The sequence below is a fragment of the Aeoliella sp. genome (genome assembly GCF_965227375.1).
Taxonomy (GTDB): Bacteria; Planctomycetota; Planctomycetia; order Pirellulales; family Lacipirellulaceae; genus Aeoliella.
In genome coordinates this window covers 4,073,855-4,095,650 of the sequence record NZ_CBDDFX010000002.1, presented here as the reverse complement: position 1 = coordinate 4,095,650, position 21,796 = coordinate 4,073,855, and the positions used below count along the sequence as shown (strand labels likewise).

At 60.6% G+C, this 21,796-nt stretch carries 18 protein-coding genes; 10 read left to right on the top strand and 8 right to left on the bottom strand.

What is annotated here, in order from left to right; genetic code table 11:
- Positions 1–2: 2 nt before the first annotated feature.
- Entirely contained in the window at positions 3–2,654 is a 2,652-nt protein-coding gene (locus ACQK2L_RS29035; RefSeq protein WP_425400550.1) for a chemotaxis protein CheW, read from the bottom strand.
- A 341-nt stretch (positions 2,655–2,995) separates the two neighbouring features.
- On the opposite strand from ACQK2L_RS29035, the gene ACQK2L_RS29030 reads away from it, so the two are divergent.
- From ACQK2L_RS29030 to ACQK2L_RS29020, 3 genes are all read left to right on the top strand, one after another.
- Positions 2,996–3,361, top strand: coding sequence for a response regulator (locus ACQK2L_RS29030; RefSeq protein WP_425400549.1), 366 nt, complete (start codon positions 2,996–2,998; stop codon positions 3,359–3,361).
- Positions 3,362–3,400: 39 nt separating this feature from the next.
- Positions 3,401–3,886, top strand: coding sequence for a chemotaxis protein CheX (locus ACQK2L_RS29025; RefSeq protein WP_425400548.1), 486 nt, complete (start codon positions 3,401–3,403; stop codon positions 3,884–3,886).
- 225 nt (positions 3,887–4,111) lie between these two features.
- Positions 4,112–5,005, top strand: a complete 894-nt coding sequence (locus ACQK2L_RS29020) for an endonuclease/exonuclease/phosphatase family protein (RefSeq protein WP_425400547.1) — start codon at positions 4,112–4,114, stop codon at positions 5,003–5,005.
- Between the two features lie 361 nt (positions 5,006–5,366).
- On the opposite strand, the gene ACQK2L_RS29015 is transcribed toward ACQK2L_RS29020, so the two are convergent.
- The 5 genes from ACQK2L_RS29015 to ACQK2L_RS28995 all read right to left on the bottom strand — a co-directional run bounded on the left by ACQK2L_RS29015 (position 5,367) and on the right by ACQK2L_RS28995 (position 10,698).
- Positions 5,367–6,185 (bottom strand): hypothetical protein, encoded by an 819-nt coding sequence (locus ACQK2L_RS29015; protein ID WP_425400546.1) that lies wholly within the window; start codon positions 6,183–6,185, stop codon positions 5,367–5,369.
- A gap of 575 nt (positions 6,186–6,760) precedes the next feature.
- Positions 6,761–7,150, bottom strand: a complete 390-nt coding sequence (locus tag ACQK2L_RS29010) for a CARDB domain-containing protein (RefSeq protein ID WP_425400545.1) — start codon at positions 7,148–7,150, stop codon at positions 6,761–6,763.
- A gap of 811 nt (positions 7,151–7,961) precedes the next feature.
- Complete coding sequence (locus tag ACQK2L_RS29005) at positions 7,962–9,374, bottom strand: hypothetical protein (RefSeq protein ID WP_425400544.1); 1,413 nt, start codon at positions 9,372–9,374, stop codon at positions 7,962–7,964.
- On the bottom strand, positions 9,371–10,306 hold the full coding sequence (locus ACQK2L_RS29000) for an ABC transporter ATP-binding protein (protein WP_425400543.1): 936 nt from the start codon (positions 10,304–10,306) through the stop codon (positions 9,371–9,373). The genes ACQK2L_RS29005 and ACQK2L_RS29000 overlap by 4 nt, the downstream gene beginning before the upstream one ends.
- Complete coding sequence (locus tag ACQK2L_RS28995; RefSeq protein ID WP_425400542.1) at positions 10,303–10,698, bottom strand: GntR family transcriptional regulator; 396 nt, start codon at positions 10,696–10,698, stop codon at positions 10,303–10,305. The genes ACQK2L_RS29000 and ACQK2L_RS28995 overlap by 4 nt, the downstream gene beginning before the upstream one ends.
- Positions 10,699–10,939: 241 nt before the next feature.
- Here ACQK2L_RS28995 and ACQK2L_RS28990 point away from each other — a divergent pair, with 241 nt between their 5' ends.
- The 3 genes from ACQK2L_RS28990 (at position 10,940) to ACQK2L_RS28980 (ending at position 15,350) form a co-directional block, all read left to right on the top strand.
- Positions 10,940–12,412, top strand: a complete 1,473-nt coding sequence (locus tag ACQK2L_RS28990) for a right-handed parallel beta-helix repeat-containing protein (protein WP_425400541.1) — start codon at positions 10,940–10,942, stop codon at positions 12,410–12,412.
- A gap of 111 nt (positions 12,413–12,523) precedes the next feature.
- Complete coding sequence (locus ACQK2L_RS28985; RefSeq protein ID WP_425400540.1) at positions 12,524–12,862, top strand: hypothetical protein; 339 nt, start codon at positions 12,524–12,526, stop codon at positions 12,860–12,862.
- Between the two features lie 124 nt (positions 12,863–12,986).
- Positions 12,987–15,350, top strand: a complete 2,364-nt coding sequence (locus ACQK2L_RS28980; protein WP_425400539.1) for a hypothetical protein — start codon at positions 12,987–12,989, stop codon at positions 15,348–15,350.
- A gap of 29 nt (positions 15,351–15,379) precedes the next feature.
- Here ACQK2L_RS28980 and ACQK2L_RS28975 read toward each other — a convergent pair whose 3' ends face one another.
- A complete protein-coding gene (locus tag ACQK2L_RS28975) occupies positions 15,380–18,943 on the bottom strand; it encodes an acyl-[ACP]--phospholipid O-acyltransferase (RefSeq protein WP_425400538.1) in 3,564 nt (1,187 codons plus the stop codon).
- A gap of 236 nt (positions 18,944–19,179) precedes the next feature.
- On the opposite strand from ACQK2L_RS28975, the gene ACQK2L_RS28970 reads away from it, so the two are divergent.
- From ACQK2L_RS28970 to ACQK2L_RS28955, 4 genes are all read left to right on the top strand, one after another.
- On the top strand, positions 19,180–19,497 hold the full coding sequence (locus ACQK2L_RS28970) for a hypothetical protein (RefSeq protein WP_425400537.1): 318 nt from the start codon (positions 19,180–19,182) through the stop codon (positions 19,495–19,497).
- A 188-nt stretch (positions 19,498–19,685) separates the two neighbouring features.
- Entirely contained in the window at positions 19,686–19,970 is a 285-nt protein-coding gene (locus tag ACQK2L_RS28965; protein WP_425400536.1) for a hypothetical protein, read from the top strand.
- Between the two features lie 164 nt (positions 19,971–20,134).
- Complete coding sequence (locus tag ACQK2L_RS28960) at positions 20,135–20,488, top strand: STAS domain-containing protein (protein WP_425400535.1); 354 nt, start codon at positions 20,135–20,137, stop codon at positions 20,486–20,488.
- 147 nt (positions 20,489–20,635) lie between these two features.
- The gene (locus tag ACQK2L_RS28955) at positions 20,636–21,088 is read left to right on the top strand and encodes an ATP-binding protein (protein ID WP_425400534.1); all 453 of its coding nucleotides are present in this window, start codon (positions 20,636–20,638) and stop codon (positions 21,086–21,088) included.
- A gap of 5 nt (positions 21,089–21,093) precedes the next feature.
- Here ACQK2L_RS28955 and ACQK2L_RS28950 read toward each other — a convergent pair whose 3' ends face one another.
- On the bottom strand, positions 21,094–21,720 hold the full coding sequence (locus ACQK2L_RS28950; RefSeq protein ID WP_425400533.1) for a hypothetical protein: 627 nt from the start codon (positions 21,718–21,720) through the stop codon (positions 21,094–21,096).
- Positions 21,721–21,796 lie beyond the last annotated feature (76 nt).

Below are 21,796 nucleotides of genomic sequence, written 5' to 3'. Positions count from 1 at the left end.
GTTTAGCTCCCGGACTTGGCCAGCTTGCGCCGCGGTTTCGATTTCTTCGGTCCGCCAGCGGCAACCAGCAGGTTGCGAACGGATCGAATCAGGTTCTCGCGATGCATCTTGACCTGGTAGTCGTTGAATCCAACTTCCTTGCCATGGTTAATGTCCGCTTCGCTGGAGAGTGAGGTCAGCGCGACACAGGGTAGGTGTTTCAGCGAAGGGTGGTGACGGATCTTCTCGCAGAGTTGGAACCCGTCCATGTTCGGCATCTCGATGTCCGACACGATGATGTCCACCTCGACTCCTTCGACCGACAGTGCTTCCCATGCCTCGGCGCCATCTTCGTACTCGTAGGTTTCAAACCCTTCGTTCTTGAAGAAGCCGGCTACCTGGCGGCGGAAGAACGACGAGTCTTCGGCTAGCAGGATCCGTTTGGGAGCGTCTTCTTCTTCGGGAGCGTGTTCTTCGCGAGCTTCGGCGAACCACTGAGGGTGGGTGACTTCGGCCAGCTCGAACACATCGAGTAGACGCGTAGCGCGGTCGTCGATCACCAGGCTGCCCGCCACACCCGGCTCGCGGAACGTTTCGTCGTCGATCACATTCGCCACTTCGCGAATGTCTTCCAGTTGCGGGGCAATCAAGCCGACTTCCCGTTCGCCCAAAGTGAACACGATCACGTACACCCTTTCGAACTTGGGGCGTGGCTGGACGTTCAGTTTGTCCTCGACGGCCACCAGCGGCAGGGTCGTGCCGCGGTATTGCAGCAGTTCCTGTCCGCCCACGGTATCGATCTGGTCGGCCCGCACCCGTTCGATGCGTGCCACGATTCCCATCGGCACGGCGAACCGGTCGGCCGGATCGGACGAGAACAATAGCAGCGACTGGCTGTTCTGGTGGTCGCCGCCCTGCTGCATCGACTCTTCCTGCTCGTTCGTGTCGTGCGTGAGTTGCACCCCAGCTTCCGAAGCGATGCCGGCCGCGTCGATAATCAACGCCACGCGTCCGTTGCCCAGAATCGTAGCGCCCGCCAGGCAGTTGCAACCTTTGAGGTGCATGCCGAGCGGCTTGACGACGATCTCTTCGGAGTCGTGAATGCCGTCGACGATCAGCCCGTAGCGTACCTGGCCGGTTTCGCAGACGATGATGTTCATCGGCGAATCCTGGTCGGTGGTATCCTGCGGAATCATGCCCAGCGACTTGTCCAGCCGCACCAACGGCAGCAGGGCGCCACGCAGGCGGAGCACTTCGGCCGACTTGACGCGATCGATGCGCGAGCTGACCTCGCCGGGACGCAGACGCACCAACTCGGCAATATTGGCCTGCGGCAGGGCAAGTCGCTCGCCGCCGCACTTGACGATCATCGAAGGGATGATGGCCAGCGTGAGCGGCAGCGTGACGCGGATGTTGGTGCCAACGCCCACTTCGGAGTCGACGTCCACGTTGCCACCAAGCTTCTCAATGTTCGTCCGCACGACATCCATGCCGACGCCGCGACCGCTGACGTCCGATACCTTCTCGGCCGTGGAGAAGCCGGGATGGAAAATCAGCCGGACCGCTTCGCGATCGCTCATCTGCTCCGCACGGTCGGCCGATATCAAACCTCGCTCAAGGGCCTTGCCCTTGAGCTTGGCGGGGTCGATGCCGCCGCCATCGTCTTGAATCTCGATGCAAACCTTACCCGCCTTATGGAACGCCCGCAGCCACACGGTGCCTTCGGGGTTCTTCTTTGCGGCGGCTCGCTTCTCGGGCGATTCGACACCATGATCCACCGAGTTGCGGATGAGGTGCGTGAGCGGATCACCGATCGCTTCGATGATAGTCTTATCGACTTCGACTTCCTTGCCTTCGATCTCGATCTTGCACTGTTTGCCGAGTTGCGAACTCAAGTCGCGAACAATGCGAGGGAACTTGCCAAACACGCTGCCGATCGGCTGCATGCGGGTCTGCATGATGGCCTCTTGCAGCGAGCTGGTCACCTGATCGAGGTCACCCGCGGCGGCCTCCAGGCCCATTCGCTCCTGCGAGATGACCGCTTGCATCAGTTGATTCCGGCTCAGCACCAGTTCACCAGCCAGGTTCATCAGCTGATCGAGCACGCCAACGGAGACGCGGATGCTCGACTCGACCGCGGGAGCGGCCGACTTGTTAGCGGCCGGTTCTGCTGGCGTGGGAGGTGCGGTCGGCGCGGCGGCGACTTCCACGGGTGCAGGCTGCGGAGCAACTTCGGGCTCCGCCGGCTCGGGTGTGTCTTCAGTGGTATCAGTTGGCGCTGCAGCGCCCGCTCCATCGACCACGCCATCCAAAGCGGCGATCTGATCGGACACGTCAGTGCTGTTGGAGTTGGCCGCGTCGTTGATCAACACCCGCAGTGTGTCACCGGCTCGCAGCATCAAGGTGGTGTTTTCCGAGTCGGGTACGAGTTCCTTGCTGCGAATCTTGTTCAGAAGGTTCTCTAAGCTGTGCGCGAGTTCCTTGATGGTCGAGAGACCGAGAAAACCAGCAGCTCCTTTGATGGAGTGAACACCGCGGAAGACCTTGTTCACCAGGTCGACGTCGATGTTGGCTCCGCCCTCCTCGATGGCCAACAACTCGTTCTCGATGTTGGCCAGGTGTTCATTCGACTCCACGATGAACTCACCCAGCAGTTCCTCATCTTCGATTGCCATGTCGTTGCCTAAGTAAGTGGTTCTAACTCAGGCCCCCCGTTTAGTTGCCCCGGGGCCGGACGTGAAAACATAGAACGAAACTCATAGTTTCCAATGAGTTTTTCCGCTTTTTTCCTCGGTTAGCCGCACGCAGATCGTACAGGCGGTCTGTCTCGCACAATGCTCTCCACAGGATTGACCGGCAGTTTGAAAAGTATGGGACCAACTATTTGCATGGTGCGGTTTTACAACCTATCTATCTGGCAGTGGACTGTGTCTGCAGGCCACCAGGGCGGTTTGCCGTCGCAGCGATTTGTAGGGGCGCAACGTCGTATCGACCTAATAGAAAGTAACTAGCTGAGATGAGCATCAAGGCACTTATTGCTGACGATTCTGGCGTAATGCGGAAGATCATTGTTCGTGCGGCGAATGCCGCTGGAATCTCGGAAATCACCGAGGCAGTCGATGGCGCTGACGCCATTGCCAAGTTTGGCCAAGAGCATTTCGATCTGGTACTCACCGACTGGAACATGCCCAACAAGACCGGATTGGAAGTCATCCAAGAAATCCGTGGCACCGGAAGCACCGTGCCGATCATCATGGTGACCACCGAAGGCGAAAAGCAAAGCGTGTTACAAGCCATCCAGGCGGGAGTTTCCGACTACCTGACCAAGCCTTTCGAGGCGGACGCCCTACTGGCGAAGATCGAGAAACTCTCATTGGCCTAACCTTTCAAGGCGGAACACAGTTAATTCGGAGAAACGCTGATGCGAGCGGAATACATTAACCCGTTTATCGAGTCGACCGTCGATGTCTTCAAAACGATGCTCGGCGCGAATGTCCAGCGGACTGGCTTGAGCGTCAACGAGACATTCTGTCCCCAGTACGACATCACCGGCATCATTGGATTGTCGGGCAAGGCCCATGGCGACGTGGTCATTAGCTTCGAAGCCGACGTGGCACTCGAAGCTACACGCACGCTCATGGGTGGAACCTACACCGATCTCGACGAAGACGTCGTCGACACGGTGGGCGAGCTGACCAACATGATCGCCGGCAATGCCAAGACCCAGTTGCAAAGCCTGGAAATGAGCTTGGCCTTGCCCACGGTCATCGTCGGTCATAACCACTCCATTCGCTTTCCGTCCAAGGTTAAACCGTTGTCGTTGCCGTTCCACTGCGAGTGGGGCAACTTCAGCATCGAAGTCGGTCTGATCGAGTCGCCCGTCGACGCTCACATCGTCATCGGCTAGTACCACTTTTGTCGTCCTGGTCGATGACTGCTTCTCATCGCCCACGCTGCGCGCGGTCTGCCGCGCGTGCCGAGGCGAATTCTCTTGCGCCCATTCTGTCCGCACCTGCGCGCTCGTGCAGAGCCTGGCGCATGGCTGCCGGCTGGCTGGGAAACTGGTATCATGCATCGAGCGGCCACTTCGCATGCCCGTGACTTCTGCAAACACACCAGAGGCCCCATCGCCATGTCTGCTAATTCCAAGTCCGTCCTCCTGGCTTTGCTGTTCGTTGTGGGGTTCGCTTGCGAGCCGCTTTCGGCGGCCGAACCGCTCAAGGTGATGACCTTCAACATTCGCTACGACGGTGGCCGCCGTGTGTCGCCGCCGGAGACCGCGTGGTCGACGACCACCGGTCCCCATCGCCGCGACTTGGTGCTCGAGGTGATCGATCAGGCAGCGCCCGATGTGTTGGGACTCCAGGAAGTCCGACCTAACCAACTCGAGGATCTCAAGCAACATCTCACCGAGTACGATGTTTATTCTGTCGGTCGCGACGATGGCGACAAAGCAGGCGAGCACTGTACGATCTTCTACCGCCGCGAACGCTTCGAGCGCACCGACCAAGGCACGTTCTGGCTGTGCGAAACGCCCGCCGAGCCCGGCAGTCAACATCCCAATGCCGCGTGTCCGCGCGTCGCCTCGTGGGTGCAGCTCAAGGACCGTGAAAACGATGACCAGCAGTTCGTGTTTCTCAATACGCATTGGGACCATGTGGGTAAGACCGCACGCAAGTTCTCCGCCGAGCTCATTGCCGATCGTCTGGCCGCGATGGACCTTGCCGACCGAGCGATCGTGACCGGCGACACCAACGCCAAGCCCGACAGCCCAGCGATTACCGGACTCCTGGCCGACGAGCGCCTACAACTAATAAACGCCTATCGCCAGGCGCATCCGGACGTGAGCGATGACGAACTCACCTTCAACGGCTTCCGCGGCGCCACGCAAGGCCAGTCGATCGACTACGTCTTTAGCGCGCCCAAGTGGAAGGTTCTCTCGGCCGAGATCATCCGCACCCACTTCGACGGAGTCTATCCCTCGGACCACTATCCCGTGCTGGTGAAGCTCGCAGCAAAGGAGTAGCACCTCCACGCGCGCACCTTCTCCGTAGCTTCCGTCGCCAGACGGAGGATTGAGTGGACCAATCGCGCACCGCGTGGCGATCCGGCTACTAACATCGGGTAGCACCGACAGTCGGTCGCGCGCAGCATTGCTATATCCAACACGCTTGTTCGACCGATTGTCGGTGTCGCTTGCGACAAGAGGTGTTAACGCTATCCGTAAGGTACCTTCCAAGACCTCTTGTGCTGCGCACACGGACAACTGGCCGTGGTGCACGTGGCATATGGCTAGAGCAACTCCGGCCAGCTGTCCGTGCTACCCACTTGGGTTGGTTTTTCCCCAACATCCCATCCATTGGCCCAAAACCCGAGAAGTTCACCCCCTACGACTCATCGCCAACCTCGGTGTTTTCCGACTCTTTTTGCACGTCGGCTGGTTTTGCCCCACCGAGTTGTTCCCCGCATGTTTCACCCATTCGCTCAGCATGCTCCTTCCTGAGCTCCGCGAACAAGTCGTCGCGAAAGTCCTGCAGCGCCGCGGCGAACTTCAGCTCCTTTTCCGTCGGCGGCTCGGCCGGCCGCTCGGCCGGTGGACCATATCGCTCCGGGCGAAGCTGCTCGAGAAACGCGGCCGACTGCTGCCACGTTGGTTTGGTTGGTGAAGGGGATTTCGCGCCGTTTGGTTTGGCAGCTTCCTTGGCGACCTCTTTTTCTATTTCAACTTCCACCGGCTCAGGCGCGGATGGTCGCGGCGCCGCCAGCACCGGCGCGAGTTCGACCAGCGCCTCGTCGATCTTCTGCGCCACCTCCGCTTCGAATTCAGGAAACGCGACCAAGGATAGCGCCGCCCGCTTGACCTTCACCGCCACCTTGGCAAGCTGCTTCCGCGACACGGTCACCTTGTCGGCCTGCTTGGCTTTCCGCCGCGCAGCGCGCTGCTTGTCCTGCCGCTCAATGAGCCAGGCGGCCGCCCGCCAATGCTTGGAAGCCGCTTCCCGAATCGCCTGCAGAGGTTTCAACTCGGCCCCCATCTGAGCCCGGCGAATCCGCTCGTCAAACGCCTCGTCGACTTCACGTTCCCGCCGAATCGTCTTCCGATCGCAACCAACGTACCGAGCCGCATTCGACATGCTCATCCCGGTAGAAAGCAGGGCGGCAATTTCACCTTTTTTCACATCGTCTAGTACTCGTGGTCTCGCCATCTTCGGGCTCCTTAGGTAGGTATATGCGTGTACAGTTTCGTCTACCTAAGTTCTACCAAACGGGTGTAAGACAACTACCAAGCGCGAAAGAGAAAGTAGCCATTCGCTCCACGCTCCGAGCGCCCGTAGCTACGCTCGCCAGAGCGTGGACGCCCCCACCAAGAGCACATGACAATCGGGGCCGCAAACGTTCGTGGCAACGCATCCACCGTCTGGCGATGTTAGCTACATACGAATGGCACTGTACTATGGCCGCCCCGGCCGTAGCCAGAATTCGTCACGGCCGAGGCGGCCATGATACTTCCATACCGGGAATGACGTAGGCCGTAACAAGCTAAGCGCAGTTACGGCAATTCTCGAGAGACGTTTGAACAGAAGGCAACAGAGGAAGCAGAGAAGAGGATAGCATGCACACGCGGCGCACAATAAATCGGGGCTGCAAACGTGCTTGGCAACGCATCCACCGTCTGGCGACGGTAGCTACCTGCATTCACCACTACGATTGCTCCAACAAAAAACAGGAGCCGACCCAAGATGGGCCGGCTCCTGCGAGGGGATCGATTCGGTAGCGAGTATCAGTGGCGAGACGAGGTCATGTTGTTGTTCTCGTTCGTCTCTTGTACTCGGTTACCGGGATCGATGGTGGCCTTGACGACTACCGACTGAGCGTTCGACGGCGGGACTACGATCACGCGTCGACTTTGGTTGGGCTGCATGGCGGCCACCGACAGGATCTTGGTCATCAGCAGTTGCCGGCTTTGGCCGTCGTAGATTGCTACCGACACGGTCGTGCCTGGCGACCTGACAAATCCGCCATTCTTCACCGGGATGGCCAAGCCTTGGCCTAAGGGGTAGATTTGCCCGATTTGGAAATCCACTTTCGGGAGTCCGTTGGCCGCTTGAGCCTCGCCGATACTGCTCACAGCCACGGCGAGACCAAACAGAAACAAAAATGTATTCTTCATCGATTCATTTCCTCAAATCGTAGGTTAGTGGAAGTGGCCGAAGCGAGTCCGGCCCTATGGGAAGGTTGTTGCTTCCTCATACGATTGCGGAGTGCGTTGTTACGAGAAGATCGAGATTTTTCTCGCCGTGCTACCGCCAAGACGCTACGACCTCGCAGAATCAGGGAACAGGAGGCAACAGAGAAAGCAGAGAAGTAGGATGGGTCAAGCGAGTCTCAGCTCGCGCGGACCCATCACAGTGCATTCGAATAGTACAGTAGGTAGCACGGACAGTAAGTAGGGTGGGTGGTTCCATCGGCGAGGACAACGGGTCTCGGCCAAGGATTGTTCCCGCCGATGGGTTCACCCACCATTGGCGACTATGGTGAACGGTGGGTGAACCTGCCGGTGGATGATTGCTCCAAATGGCGAAGCACTGCGCCGGCAGAACCACCCACCCAACGACTTGACGGCGAATGCTTCATGGGAGGCAACAGAGAAGAGAGAATTCACAATCGTTCTGGGTGCCACTGCTGGTTTATCGTCGTGTGCCGTGAGAATACCGCATCTCGGCAGACAACGTGCGAGTGACTTACCGCCACGTTGCCACGAGCCAGCAGTGCTCTAAATGCAAACCCCAAGGAGCACTGCTGGCTCCATTCCACCGGGCGGCGAAGAACCCGGTGTCGCTTGATTTCGACACGCACTACAAGGGCCACGCTCGATGAACCAGCAGTGGCATCCAAAAACCTTGGGTGGTGCGTTCTTCACCCACCGACGGCCGAGGCGGCCATCGTACTTCGAGCGTTTCGACTCGCAGAGTCGAGCTACATTATCCGAACTCGGCGTTTAGCCATGCCTTGCGTGCCCATTTGAGGCTCCATATGCCGAGCGCCAGGGTCATCGTCACGATCAGGGCTCCCCAGCCATAGCCGGCTTTGGTGAACGTGGAGAACGAAACTACCGCGATACCCATCAGCAGGTACAAGACCAACACCATGCCGAACATGCGCTTCAGTCCCGACTGGATGAGGGCCAGCCGCAGGGACAGGGCGAGCATCAACGGTTGGATGGCGATGCCCGTGGCGACTGCGGCGAACACTTTGTCCAGCGTGATTACATCGGGCGCTATCAGCGGAGCGGCCACCGCGGCACCGATGGCCGCCGGCCCGAGCGTCCATAGTAGCATGGCGACCAGTTGTCGCCGGAATCCGTCGATCAGCGCCTCGCGCGTGAGCGGCAGTAGCAGGTCCTGTCCCAGACGCGTCCGTCGAGTGGCCAGCATGTGGCAACCTATAAAGGGGGTGACTAGCGACAGAATGGCGAGTTGGCCGAGCACCATCGGTCCGGGCTGAATGCCACCTTCGCCCGTTTTCATACTGTTGAACATGAGAAATTGCACCAAAGCGATCACCACAATCATCACCAGCATCTGCACGGCCATCAGCGGCATCGGCACCATCCACATGCCGTAGCGGAGCAGTCGTGGCCGGTCGGCTTCCGATTGCGGCGGAAGCGTAGCGAGGCGGTCGTGCCAGCTATCGACGGCCAACCGCTGCAGCGGATTGCGCGAAATCCAACGACTTATCAATTGGCGAGCCTCCGACTTTTCCATCCGCGACTGCTGGCTGAATCCCGATTGAACCGGCACCAGGTAGTCGCCATCCTGCTCGCGCATGATGGTGAGCCGCCACAGCCAAGCGCCGATGCCGACCAGGCCGACGAGGAAAACCGCGATTCGAGGCAACGCAAGGCCTGGCGCGTCGGCTACCCAGAACGCGGCGATGGTTGGCTGAAAGTAGCTGAAGAAGAGTGCCAAACTTGCCAAGGAAAGCAGTCCGCTCATGACCTGGATTTGCCACACGACTAGCGCGACGAATAGGGCGCTGAAGGCCAGCGCGCCCAGCGGTGCGTAGTGCAAATGCCAACTGGCTACCATGGGGTAGAGCACCACCAGGCAAAGCAGCAAGACAATCAGTACAACAATGTGCGGCGTGGCGAATCCAGGCGTCAGCCGCGCGCGGGGATGAACGAACTGGTACTTGGCCTGCATCGCCAACAGCAGTCCGCCGATCATCAGTGGCAAAGCGAGGGAGTTCATTCCCATCACTCCGCCCTGCATGGTGTCGCTGGCACGGCCCATCGCAAAGAGCATGGCGGCCAAACATAACAAGCCTCCGACTGAAGCAAGCACCATCCAGCGCCTGGAAGTGTAGGTATGAGCAACAGCAAGGTAAGTGTTCATGACGCGGTTCCCACTAGATCGGCGGGTGACAGTTTGGGCGACTCGCTTTCGTGCAGCTCGACGAAAATCTCTTCGAGGTTCAGGTCGCTTACGGTGACTTCCGCGTTCCAGGTGCCGCGGAGCTCGTCGATTTCCTGTGGCGAGAAGTCGGCCACCGTGGCCACGGCCAATCGCCCGTCGACCTGACACGATAGCGCACCGGCCACGGCGAAACTCGACGGCAAATTTTGATCGGCGAGGATACGCAGCCGCTTCACGCGATCCTTCAGCAGGTCGAGTTCGCCACAGAATTCGATCTGCCCGCCGCGCAACAGGGCGATCTGGCTGGCGACGCGTTCCAGGTCGCTGGTGATGTGCGTGCTGAACAGTACGGTGCGGTTGGGATGCTCGACCAGATCGATCAGCGTTCGCAGGAACTCACGACGCGCGCCAGGGTCGAGGCTGGCGACCGGCTCGTCGAGGATCAGCAGTTCCGGTTCGTGCCCCAGCGCGAGCACGATGCCGAGCGTTTGCAGTTGTCCCACCGAGAGCGTGCCGGAGCGATCGTCGAGCGGCACCCGCCACCGCCGGCACATATCGGCCACCAGTTCGCGATTCCAACGCGGATAGAACGCGGCCGTATAGTCGATCACGTGGCGAACTCGCATCCACGGATACGTGGCAACTTCCTGCGGCACGTAGCCAATTCGCTCCTTGACGCCGGCCGACAGGTTCCAGGAGTCCTGTCCAAATAGTTCGGCGCGGCCGCCGGAAGTGCGGAACAGTCCCAACAGGCACTTGATCAGCGTGGTCTTGCCCGAACCGTTCGCGCCCAACAATCCCAGCACGGTGCCGGGTGCGATGGAAAGATCGAGATCGGTGAGCACCTGTTTGCTGGCGAAGCTCTTGGAGAGCCTGGCGGCCAGGACGGCGGGTTGTGTGTGCTGGTTCATCTTGTGGAGTCCTTGAGTGAGGCTTCGAACAAAGCACGAATTTGTTTATCGGTGAGGCCCAATAGTCGGGCGCGATGGATGGCGGGAGCGAGCAGCTCTTGAGCTTGCTTGCGGCGTTCGGCCAAGGGACCGCTGGCCACGTCGGCCGAAACGGACATGCCCTGCCCGCGAATCCGCTCGACAATACCGTCGGCTTCGAGCAGCCCGTACGCTTTGCTGACCGTCATGGGATTCACGTCGGCCGCCTGGGCCACTTGGCGGACACTCGGCAGGAAGTCGCCCGGCGCGAGCCGCCCCCCGGCCACCAAGGCGACCACCTGGTCGACAATTTGTCGGTAGATGGGCACTCCGCTGGAGGGAGCGATGTCGAACTGGAGAGGCGATGTGTCCATGTGTATTAATATAGTAATACACCGGGCCCGCGGGGTCAATAGCCCACCGCAAAAAACGAAGCGGTGCAGCCACCATGGCTGGTGCCTACGCCTCGACCCGCTTCGCAACCAAGAACGACGATTGTGTACAATGACTACCAACCGTCCATTTCCGCAATAAGCCAATTTAAGCCATTCCATGCCTTCGACGCCCCGATGTTCTGTAGCCATCACCACCACCGTCCTGACGCTCCTAATAGGGATGTGTAACGCAACGTGGACACGCGCCGAGCACGTGTTGGCCGCTGGGGAGGCGTCGGCGAATGCCGCACTGGCTGCAGCCTTCGAAGAGATTGGGAACTCCCGCGAGTCGCTTCGCCTGACGGCAGGCAAATGGCGGGTGGCGGAGTCGCTGTCGGTGCCGGAGAACGTCCACCTTCGGTTGAGTCCGGCTGCGGTGCTGCACCTCGAGGAAGGGGTGACACTGAACGTGTCGGGTTCGCTTTCAACCGAGCGATTGGAGCCCATCTTTGCGGGCAAAGGCCGGGTGAGGTTTGCTGACGCGTTCGCTGGCGAAGTGTATCCTCAGTGGTGGGCTGCAGTGACCGGAGAAGATGATACGCCGGCGTGCCAGCAGGCGTTGGACTCGGGTGCGCGGAAGGTACGCTTTCGATCGGGCGTGTACGCCATTGCTGCGGAGTCTGGTTTGGTTCCCAGGGACCACACGCAGTTGGTGTTCGACGAAGGTGCTGTATTGCGTGTGATACCCAACGCGCTGCCGCACTACGCGATCATCGCCCTACGCGACGTGCAGCATGTGCAGATTTCGGGCGCTACGATCATCGGCGACCGGCAACATCACACGGCCACCGGCGGCGAATGGGGCCATGGCATTGAAGTCGCCAGCGGCGCACACCACATCCAGATCAGCGACTGCACGGTATCGGATTGCTGGGGAGATGGCATCTACATCGGTGGCCACGGCGTGCACGCAGTTCGCGTGTTCGACAGCACGTTCGACCGCAGCCGGCGCAACGCTTGTTCGATTACCTCTGCCCGCGACGTGGCGTTTCGCCGCTGCACATTTTCGAACACGCATGGAGTGAGCCCAGGAAAGGGAGTCGACATCGAACCGAATCGCAGTGAGGACCTGGTGCAGGAAATCCTGTTCGAAGATTGCCGAAGCGAGGGCAACTTGACGGGCGGGGTCACGCTGGCGTACGACGGTTCGCTTGATGAAGAGGCAACCGTGTCGTTTATCCGCTGCCAGAGCGTTAAAGACGGCTTTGGGTTCGGGCTTGACCTGGGGCCGAGCGACACCGAGGGCGAGTTAATCTTGCGGGATTGTAAGGTGGTCGACCCCGGCGAGGACGGCTTTCGCACCGCTGGAAACCTGCGCACCCGCATCGAGGGGCTTTTGATTCGGAACCCCAACCAACGTGGCGAACCGCGCGGTACCTTCGGGCACGGCGTGTCGTTAGTGATCTGGCCCGACCGTGCAAACAGCAACAAAACGGTTGGCAACCTCACGGCCAGGAACCTGACGATTCTGAGCGATGACGGAAAGCTCAAATCAGCCGTGTACTTCGAGAACCGTGTTGGCGATCAGACTGCCTTCGAGCAGATCGACATCAGCGCTTCCACCAACGCTGTGGAAGCAAAGCACTGGCATCGCGGCGGCGGCCCATTCCGCGGCGACGTCCGAGTGGAAGTGCAGCAAAAGGTGGAGCAATAGGTCGAATGCCGAGTGTCTCTCCAAGGACGGCTACACTTTCGGCTGCAGAAAGCGTACGCTGGAAGTAAGGTCTGGTTGATATAGTGCAGGAAACGCTCGCGAAAGGTCGAAATGCAAATCAACATCAACAGCGATAGTCACATCGACGTGCAATCCGAGTCGGTAGAGAAGTGGCGCGACGAGATTGCCGAGTCGCTCGCCCGGTTTGGCGACTGGCTGACCCGGGTGGAAGTTCACCTGAACGATGTGAATAGCCAAGCGAAGGGCGGCCCGGATGCGATTCGCTGCCTGATGGAAGCCCGGCCCGCCGGGATGTCGCCGGTGAGTATCGACGTGCGAGCCGGCACCGTGGAGCAGGCCCTGGCTCAAGGCACCTCCACTTTGGAGCGTCGGCTCGGCACGATAGTGGATAAGTCGCGGACCGAACGGCGGAAGCGCCCGGAGAGTTGATCGAACGCTCGAATGCGACGCGTCTGATTCTCCCAACCGTAGCACTGGTTCCGGTCGTGGCGTGATGCTCCAGCAAACATTTTCTTGTCTAGCGGTTCTTTGCCTCCTGTTGACGGACTGCGAGGTGACAGCGACGAGTCCTCGCGCGGTCTCTGGCATCTACCCGCACCTGGCGATGTTCAACGACGAAAAGGAGTGCGGTACGGGGGCCGTGGTTCCGTGGGCGGATCGACTCTGGGTGGTAACGTACGCACCGCATAGCCCCCGAGGTTCGAGCGACAAGCTCTACGAGATCACGCCCGAGTTGCAACAAATAGTTTGCCCTGAGAGCATCGGTGGGACTCCTGCGAACCGGATGATTCATCGAGAGTCGCGGCAGTTGTTCATCGGCCCTTACGCGATCGACAGCGAGCGCAAGGTCCGCGTGATTCCTTACTCGGTGATGTTTGGCCGCCCCACGGGACTCGCCCGGCATTTAACCGAACCGGCGAGTAAGATCTTGCTGGCGACCATGGAGGAGGGAGTTTACGAAGTGGACGTCGACACGCTCGCCGTGCGCGAGCTGTGGGCGGATGAACATCTCGATAGCGGTCGCAAAGCCGATTTGCCCGGCTACCATGGCAAGGGTTTTTACTCCGCCCAAGGCCGATACGTGTACGCCAACAATGGCGACCATGCCCCCGCCGCGCGCGTCGACCCGACGGTACCGAGCGGAGTGCTGGCGACTTGGGACGGGCAGGCGGGCGAATGGACGATCGTCCGTCGGAATCAGTTCACCGAAGTGACCGGACCAGGAGGCATTGAAGGAAATCGCCCCGATGACGACCGGTTGTGGACGATTGGCTGGGACCATCGTTCGCTGATTCTAATGATGCTGGATCAGGGCCAGTGGCATTCATTCCGCCTGCCAAAGACCTCGCACTGCTACGACGGCGCGCACGGCTGGAACACCGAGTGGCCGCGTATCCGCGACATCGGCGAGGACGAACTGCTGATGACCATGCACGGGCAGTTTTGGCAATTTCCCAAGACCTTCTCGGCTGCCGACACAGCCGGCATCATGCCACGATCGAGCTATCTGAAAGTGGTGGGCGACTTTTGCTGTTGGCAGGATCGCGTGGTGTTTGGCTGCGACGATACCGCTCGCAGCGAGTTCCTGAACAAGCAGCCGCTGAAGGGCGATCTAGCCGCTCCTGGGCAATCGCAGTCGAACCTGTGGTTTGTTGCCCCCGATCAACTCGACTCGTTAGGTCCACCCCTCGGTCGTGGTGCCGTGTGGCTACAGGACGACGCGCCAGCCAACGTGCCGAGCGATCCGTTCCTGTTTGCCGGTTTCGACAAGCGTTCGCTGTACTTCACGCACCAAGGCCGTGAGCCGGTGACCTTGAAGCTAGAAGTGGATGTGGACGGCAAACCAAACTGGCGTGAGATCCGCAGCGTAACGGTTGCACCCGGAGAAGCCCTGTGGCTGGAATTCGAGAAAGCGCAGCAGGGCGAGTGGATTCGTCTTGCGCTGGACCGCGCCAGCTCGCAGGTAACCGCGTTTTTCCACTACCGCAACGAGGATCCTCGCCCCGAGGAACCCGCGGAGATATTTCGTGCCTTTGCCCCACCGCAGCAGCACGCGAATACCGGAGGGCTGCTGTATGCACGAGGCGACAACGCGCGGGCGCTGCGTTTTCTCGCCGCAGACGACGCTGGCCAGTTGGGATGCTATGACCTGGACGGCGAGCTGTCGTTGCAACGAGTCGACGACCAGGCGGCCGCCCAGTGGATGAAGCAACACGTAGGCATCTCTCCATCGCTTTTGGAGGCCGATGCCGCTTCGTTATTGTACGTCGACGAAGCGGGCAATCGCTGGCGACTGCCGCGCGGCGATGCGGCCATCGACAAGCCTGCAGCGCTCGCACAAGTTCGGCGGTGCCGCGAGATCTGTACCGAGCGAAACCTGCTCAACGCGGGAGGCACATTCTTCGAGTTGCCGGCTACCAACGCGGGAGGCTTCGCCAAGCTGCGGCCGATAGCCACGCACAACCGGCACATCCACGACTACGCCAGCTATCGTGGCCTGCTGGTGATGAGCGGCCTGGCGGCCGAAAGCGAGGGCCAGCACATCGTGCGTAGCGACGATGGCCAGTGCGCCCTGTGGGTCGGCACGGTCGACGACCTGTGGTCTTTCGGCAAGCCCCGCGGAGTGGGCGGACCTTGGCTCGATAGCCGTATCGAAGCGGGCGAGGCGAGTGATGCCTACTTGGCGACCGGCTACGACCAGAAGACGCTCAACCTCTCTCACCAACACCCCGAAGCGGTGACATTCACTATCGAAGCCGACTACACGGGGACAGGCCAATGGGCGACCGTGGTGGAACTCGAAGTTTCGCCAGCCGAAGACCTGGAGTACGACTTCGCGGACGGCTTTGGTGCCTATTGGCTCCGCATCAAGTCGTCCGCCACGACCACGGCGACCGCGCAGTTGGAGTACCGCTAGGCGGTGCATCGCTTGCCGGGATGCTTGGCTTACCCTGCGGCGTACTTTTCCTTCGCCAGCATCGCAATGCCCTTCAGGTCGAGCTTGCCGGAGCCGAGTACTGGGATTTCTTCGACCAGCATGAAGCTGTCGATGTTGGGGATCCATAGATTGGGAAGCCCGGCCTGTTTGAGTTCGGCGCAGATCGACTCGGCATCTTTCTCCAGCGTGCGGTGCACCACGATTAGTCGCTCGCCCTTTCGCTCGTCCGGCACGGCGGTTACCACCACGCGGGGCGATTCGTCGTCGTCCTCGATGCCGACGCACTTTTCGATGGCCTCTTCCACGCCAATGTGGGGGACCATCTCGCCGCCGATCTTGCTGAAGCGACTCTCGCGCCCTGTGATCTGGATGAACCCGTCGGCGTCGATGTGGGCGATGTCGCCGGTGACATACCAACCGTCGCGGAGCACTTCAGCGGTTTTCTGCGGCTGGTTCATGTAGCCCTTCATCACGTTGGGGCCGGTGATCAGCAGCATGCCGGTGTGGCCGCCTTGGAGGTCTTCGAACGTTTCGGGGTGAACCACCTTGGCCGCGACGCCAGGCACGGGGCGGCCGACGGTGCCTTCCTTCGAGTCGACCTCTTCGTGGTGCGAGCGGCTCGGCGGGATGTTCACACTCACCAGCGGCGAAAGTTCGGTGGTGCCGTACCCTTCGACCGGCCGCACGCCGAAGCGTTGTTCAAAGGCGTCGGATAGCGAACTGGGCAGCTTCTCCGCACCGACCACCACCACGTCGAGCGTGGCGAATTGTTCCGGAGTGCAGCGCTTGGTGAACGAACGCAGGAACGTGGGCGTGGCCAGCAGGATGGTCGCTTTGTGCTTCTCGGCCAGCTTGCCGATCACCTTGGCGTCGAGCGGGCTGAAGTGGTACGTGGCGTGGATGTCGAGCGACAGCGGGCCCCACATCGTGACCGTGTAGCCAAACGAGTGGAAGAACGGCAAAATGCCCAGCATCGTATCGCCGGAGCGGAGTTGAATCACCTGGTCGATCGCATCGACGTTAGAGGCCACGTTGCGGAACGTGAGCATTACACCCTTCGGCTCGCCGGTGGAGCCGGAGGTGAAGATGACCGTCAGCACATCGTCGGGCTGGATCTTCGTGAGACCGTACATCGAGTCGAGCAGCCATGCCGGCGTGACGTAGGCGTTCAGCGCGCCGAGCACCTTGTCGCCCAGCGTGAGCTTTTCGCGCAGGTCGTCGAGGTACACCAGCTTGGCGTCGAGCTTCGAAACGTCGATCGGCAGCCGCTCGGCCACTTGGCGAGTGAGCAGGATGTGGCGGATGCCAGCCTGGCGAATGCAGCTGTTGATGACCTCTTCGGTGGCCGAGTAGTTCAGATTCACCGCCACGCGGCGCGACAGGGTGAGCGCGGCGTTCACGATCGCTCCGCCGGCCGACGGGGGGATCAGCACGCCGATGTACTGATCGTCGGCCGATAGCACCTCGCGGACCAGCAGTCGCTGCAGGATGATGGTCCGCATCAGCAGTTGCCCACCGGTGACGCCGTCGGTGGTGGTGTCGGAGATTTTCCAGCGGAATCGCGCCTTGCGGCACGTCCGGATCATGGTTCGGATGACATTGGTGCTTCTTGCGTGTCGACTCACGGCAGCTTCGGCTCCTAACTGCTGTACCGCCTCGCGGACCTGTGCGACGCTAGTCGGATTCTTGATGGGGCGACCAAACCAAAACGAGACGCGGTGAGGCCATTGCGAAGGCCAACGCCCAAAAAGTCGCCCGCCACGATAGCTAAACATACTGCCCCAGAGTTCATCGAGATAGACCGGAATTACCGGCGCCCCGGTGCCTCGCACCAGGGAGAGCAGCCCCCGCGTGAAGGATTGGAGCTGCCCACTGCGGGTCACTTGGCCCTCGGCGAACAGGGCGACAATCTCGCCGCCGGCCAGGGCCTCGCGTGCCTGGCGGATCGCTTTGCGGGCGGCGCTGGGCGAACTAGGCACCTCAATCACGCCCATCATGCGGGCCAAACGCCGCTTCCAGGGGGCGTTCAGGAGGTCGCTTTTAATCATCAGCCGGATGGGGCGTGTCGAGCTGGAAATCAGCAAAATGCCGTCGGCCCAGGTCACGTGGTTAGCCACCAGCAGCGCCCCGCCTTCGATCGGCAGGTTGTCGCGGTTCACCAGTTTGATGCGATACACCGTGTGGGCCAGCAGCCACGCGACGAATTTGGTGGTCGACTGCGGAATCAGATACACGATGTAAACCATCACCGGCAGTGTCAGCAGGCTGCAGATCAGGAAAATCTGCTGCGCGTCGAACAGCGGTTGGCCGGTGAAACGCGGGGTCCGCAAGGCCAGGTATCCCAAGGTGACAAACAACATGCCGGAGAACATCAGGAAGTTCGAAGCGGCGAGGATCGCGCCGCGCACTTCGGGCTTGCTGCGATGTTGCAGGAAGGCGGTGATCGGCACCACGAACAAGCCGGAGCTGATGCCCAGCATGGCGAAGTAGAAGCAGGCGAGCATGTAGTGCGGTGTCATCTGCCAGTCGTCGCCGGCCGCGCCGGTGATGATGAAGTTGCCATCCAGCGGGTAGAGCAGAAACGTGAACAGCACTAGCCCACCGGCGGCCAGCGGCAGGATGCCGAGTTCCACATGCTCGTTGGACCACATGCCAGCCAGCAAGCTACCGAGCGCCATGCCGATCACTAGCGCCACCAGTCCAGGTACGACCTGCACCTGATCGCTGCCACCATGTTCGTACACCAACTGATCGATGTTGAGTTGCGATAGCGTACCGAGCGACCAGAAGAACATGCTGCCGAGCGCTACGAGCAACAGCGCGCGATCGGCCGCCAGGATCTTAACGTCGGCCCAGGTGCGTTTGACGAAGTCCCACGGGAACGGCATCTCGGGTTGCGCGGCGCGAAGGAAGGTGATCCACAAACTGGTGAACCATCCCGCCACGGCGATGCCCACCAGTACGCTGAGTTCTACCAACCAGTCGTAACTGCCAAAGCGGTTGTGCACGTGGGCCGTGGCGAGCCAACCACCGATGGCGGTGCCAATCACGATGGCGAACACCGTGACGAAACCGATCAGACCATTAGCGGCCGAGATTGCATTTTGGTGCAACATCTCGGGGATGCTGCCCAGCTTCGAAGGTCCGAACAAAGCGCTCTGCGCGCCCATCAACGCTACCGAGGTGAACAGCAGCCAGTTCCAGTTCAGGTGCACCGCCAGCACGGTGAGCACCATCAGGGCGATCTCCGCCACCTTGCACCAGATGATCACGTCGCGCTTGCTAAACCGGTCGGCCAGGTAACCCGCGGGTGCGGCGAGCAGCAGGTAGGGCAGGATGAAGCAGACCGATCCGGCGACCAGCATCTGGCTCGCTTGCTCTTCGGTGAAGTTCTCTTTGCCGATGCCGATCACCAGCCAGCGCGTGATGCTATCGTTCGTCGCACCCAAGAGCTGCGTGAGCAGCAAACCGATGAACGTGGCCGATTTCAGACCCGCCTGGGGCGCTGGCTCCTCGTATTCGCCTGAATCGCTCGGTGGGCTCATCGCGTCGGCGGTGGCGTCGGCGGACATGGCAGGCGGCGAGGATGTGGGGGCAGGGGGGAAGGGGAGCAGGGGCAGGGAGGGGCGAGTTTGCCGAGAGATACAGTTGTACCGGCTACCCCGGTGCCCGTCTAAGGGGTGCACACGGCGCTAAACCCTATCTGCAAGCACCTGCGCACAAGGTGGCCCGTGTTCCAGTTTCGGGCGTACCTTATAATGTTCGTGAGAAAAGTCCGCATCTGGTGCCTGCTTCCTGGAGTTTTGCCGTGGGAAAACTATACAACTTTCTACTCGGCCTGGCGGTGGGATTCGGCTTGTACCACGCGATGTCGCACTACAGCGTGGTGCATGCAGACGACGGACTGCACCTGGTGCCGAAGCAGTCCGCCCGAATGTCGGACATCTACGTAAACGTGAGCGACTTCAAGCCGGTGGATTGGCGCAGTCACCCGGAGTTGGTCGTTGACCTGATGACGGCCGGCAAGGACGAGATCATCAAAGGCGCAGCGGTCGATGCGGTGAACGACGCGGTGGGTCGCGGCTTGGAAAAAATCCTGCCTGCCGCACCGCCAGCGCAGGACTAAAGTCCTCCCTCTCTCTGAGCGGCACAACCCGCGCAACCCTCCTGCCGGGCAGCACTCCTAGCACCGCGCGCCGAGGTGTCTTGTTCATTACGGGAGTCAGTAATCCACGATAAATGTGGATGAGGGTCCGTCGTTGCTGTACGGCTGTCGTTCGCCATCGCACCAACCCTCCAAGGAGGATCGCCGCCATGGAATTCAATCGCAATCAGTTTTTCTTTCTGGGTGTTTTCATCCTGCTGATCGGCATTCAAGTGCGGATGGTCGATTCGTACACGCTGTCGGCGAAAGCCACAAAATTCCTGGCCGATCGCTCCAGCGGCGCTGTGGCTTCGGCCAGCGACAACAGCGTGGCCACTTCGGTCGCCCCCATCGGCAACAAAACCTTCCAGCCACCCGAATGGCTGGGCTGGTGCCTGATTTCGATCGGTGCGGTGCTGGTGCTGCACAGTCTGGCGATGCCGCGGCCCGGTTAGTGCGAGCCGCAGCGGGCAGCTATGCGCACCTGGGGCCGTCGAATCAGCTCGACTTGCAGGCGGGGTGGGCCGCGAGTATTATTATTTACGGCAAAAACAGCCACCATCCGCGCCCAACCGCGGCGTATTCCTGCCCTCCACCAAGTTCCTGAAGGCCCCGGCCGATGCCTGATACCAAGCGAATCAACACGAGCGATTCCGGCGGCGTAACCGTCGTGACGTTTGCCGACTCGAAGATCATTGACGAAGACGAGATTCAAGAGTTGGGCCAGGAGCTGTACGACCTGGTCGAACGTCACGACTACCGGAAGTTCGTCCTGAATTTTTCGCACGTTGAGTTTCTCTCGAGCGCCGCGCTCGGAAAGCTCATCAGCTTTGAGAAGAAGGTCAGTACTCACGATGGCGAGCTGATCCTTACCAACATACGCCCCGAAATCTACGAGGTGTTTGCCATCACCAAGCTCACCAAGTTGTTCCAAATAAAGGACGACGAGGCAGACGCCCTGGCAGTTTTATAACGTTCAGGGGGTCGAAAGTTCACAGCATGGGCACCGCGCACGGCAAGGCTCGCAAGCGCGGCCACCATCGCACCGGCAGGTATACGTTTCATCCTTCGCCACGACTGGTTGTCGGTCGACAGCGTGGCAACCGCGATAAGGCGAGCCATGGACCAGCACAACTGGAGTTGGACACTCGAGCGCAGCATTCCCAGCCGCAGGAATGCTCATCTTGAGTCGATGGAGGAGATCCTCGGCCAACTAACCAAGCTTGGCTGGAGCGACCGCGAACTGTTCGGCGTGCAAATGGCGCTGGAGGAGTCGCTCACCAACGCGATTCGCCACGGCAACAAGTGCGACGAATCGAAGCAGGTGACGCTCGGGTGCAAAGTGAGCCCCGAGCGATTCTGGCTGCAGGTCGAGGACGAAGGCCCCGGCTTCATTCCCGAGCACGTGCCCGACTGTCGCAGCGCAAAACAGCTCGAAGCCTGTGGCGGCCGCGGGCTGATGCTCATCAAGGCGTACATGACCACCGTCGTGTACAACGAGCGCGGCAATCGCGTGACCATGGAGAAAGTTCGCGGCGAGCAATCGAGCGAACTGATGGACGTCTCTTCTTGAGGGGCTTAGCCACCCAAGCCGGCCTTTTGCAGGCTGTTGGCCAATCGCATCGCGGCCGGTGAACTGTACGCGCCCACGCTCTTGGTGGCGGGACGCGAAGACACTGTTCTGCGGCGCGGCTCCGCTGCTTTCGTTGTGGTCACCTGCTTGGTGGCGACCCGCCGCGGTGAATCCTGCGCGGCGATGTGTCGCGGTGCTTGTTGCCCTGGATAGGCGGGCGACCATTCTTGTTCGGGCTCTTCGTCCGAGTCGCTTTCCTCGCTCGCCGGCTGATCCATCAACTCCACGTCCGAAGCGTATTGCGTGACTGGCGAATGAAGCACTGGCGCCTGGAGCGACTGCTCGTACTCGTACCGCGCGGCCTGCTCGAGTGCAGCCTGCCGCACGAGAAAGTCGGTTGGCCCCGCCGTCGCGACTGGCCCGCCGATGGATCGCGTCGCCGCATAGCCTGGATTGGCGTACCGCGGGTTGATGGTGCCCGCAAACGGCGTGGCCCTGCTCGGTCCCACGCGCACGCTGAGGCTGACGTAATAGTCAGAGCGATGGCCTGCACAGCAGTCGGCTTGGGCGACCTCCGTACTCACCAAGAAGCACGCCAGGCACGCGATGAAGGAGGTTCGGAAAACTGACATGGTCGATCCCTCGGGGAGGCACATGTTGCAGTGGGCGATCCACACAGCAACCGAGCCTACCACAAGGGCAGCCGAC

Excerpts from the sequence above, each read along its gene's own strand:
- ACQK2L_RS28995 (WP_425400542.1), bottom strand. The coding sequence starts at position 10,698 with ATGGACACATCGCCTCTCCAGTTCGACATCGCTCCCTCCAGCGGAGTG.
- ACQK2L_RS28960 (WP_425400535.1), top strand. The coding sequence starts at position 20,135 with ATGCCTGATACCAAGCGAATCAACACGAGCGATTCCGGCGGCGTAACC.
- ACQK2L_RS29035 (WP_425400550.1), bottom strand. The coding sequence starts at position 2,654 with ATGGCAATCGAAGATGAGGAACTGCTGGGTGAGTTCATCGTGGAGTCG.
- ACQK2L_RS28985 (WP_425400540.1), top strand. The coding sequence starts at position 12,524 with ATGCAAATCAACATCAACAGCGATAGTCACATCGACGTGCAATCCGAG.
- ACQK2L_RS29020 (WP_425400547.1), top strand. The coding sequence starts at position 4,112 with ATGTCTGCTAATTCCAAGTCCGTCCTCCTGGCTTTGCTGTTCGTTGTG.
- ACQK2L_RS28950 (WP_425400533.1), bottom strand. The coding sequence starts at position 21,720 with ATGTCAGTTTTCCGAACCTCCTTCATCGCGTGCCTGGCGTGCTTCTTG.
- ACQK2L_RS29030 (WP_425400549.1), top strand. The coding sequence starts at position 2,996 with ATGAGCATCAAGGCACTTATTGCTGACGATTCTGGCGTAATGCGGAAG.
- ACQK2L_RS28965 (WP_425400536.1), top strand. The coding sequence starts at position 19,686 with ATGGAATTCAATCGCAATCAGTTTTTCTTTCTGGGTGTTTTCATCCTG.
- ACQK2L_RS29015 (WP_425400546.1), bottom strand. The coding sequence starts at position 6,185 with ATGGCGAGACCACGAGTACTAGACGATGTGAAAAAAGGTGAAATTGCC.
- ACQK2L_RS28975 (WP_425400538.1), bottom strand. The coding sequence starts at position 18,943 with ATGTCCGCCGACGCCACCGCCGACGCGATGAGCCCACCGAGCGATTCA.
- ACQK2L_RS29025 (WP_425400548.1), top strand. The coding sequence starts at position 3,401 with ATGCGAGCGGAATACATTAACCCGTTTATCGAGTCGACCGTCGATGTC.
- ACQK2L_RS28990 (WP_425400541.1), top strand. The coding sequence starts at position 10,940 with ATGTGTAACGCAACGTGGACACGCGCCGAGCACGTGTTGGCCGCTGGG.
- ACQK2L_RS29010 (WP_425400545.1), bottom strand. The coding sequence starts at position 7,150 with ATGAAGAATACATTTTTGTTTCTGTTTGGTCTCGCCGTGGCTGTGAGC.
- ACQK2L_RS29000 (WP_425400543.1), bottom strand. The coding sequence starts at position 10,306 with ATGAACCAGCACACACAACCCGCCGTCCTGGCCGCCAGGCTCTCCAAG.
- ACQK2L_RS29005 (WP_425400544.1), bottom strand. The coding sequence starts at position 9,374 with ATGAACACTTACCTTGCTGTTGCTCATACCTACACTTCCAGGCGCTGG.
- ACQK2L_RS28955 (WP_425400534.1), top strand. The coding sequence starts at position 20,636 with ATGGACCAGCACAACTGGAGTTGGACACTCGAGCGCAGCATTCCCAGC.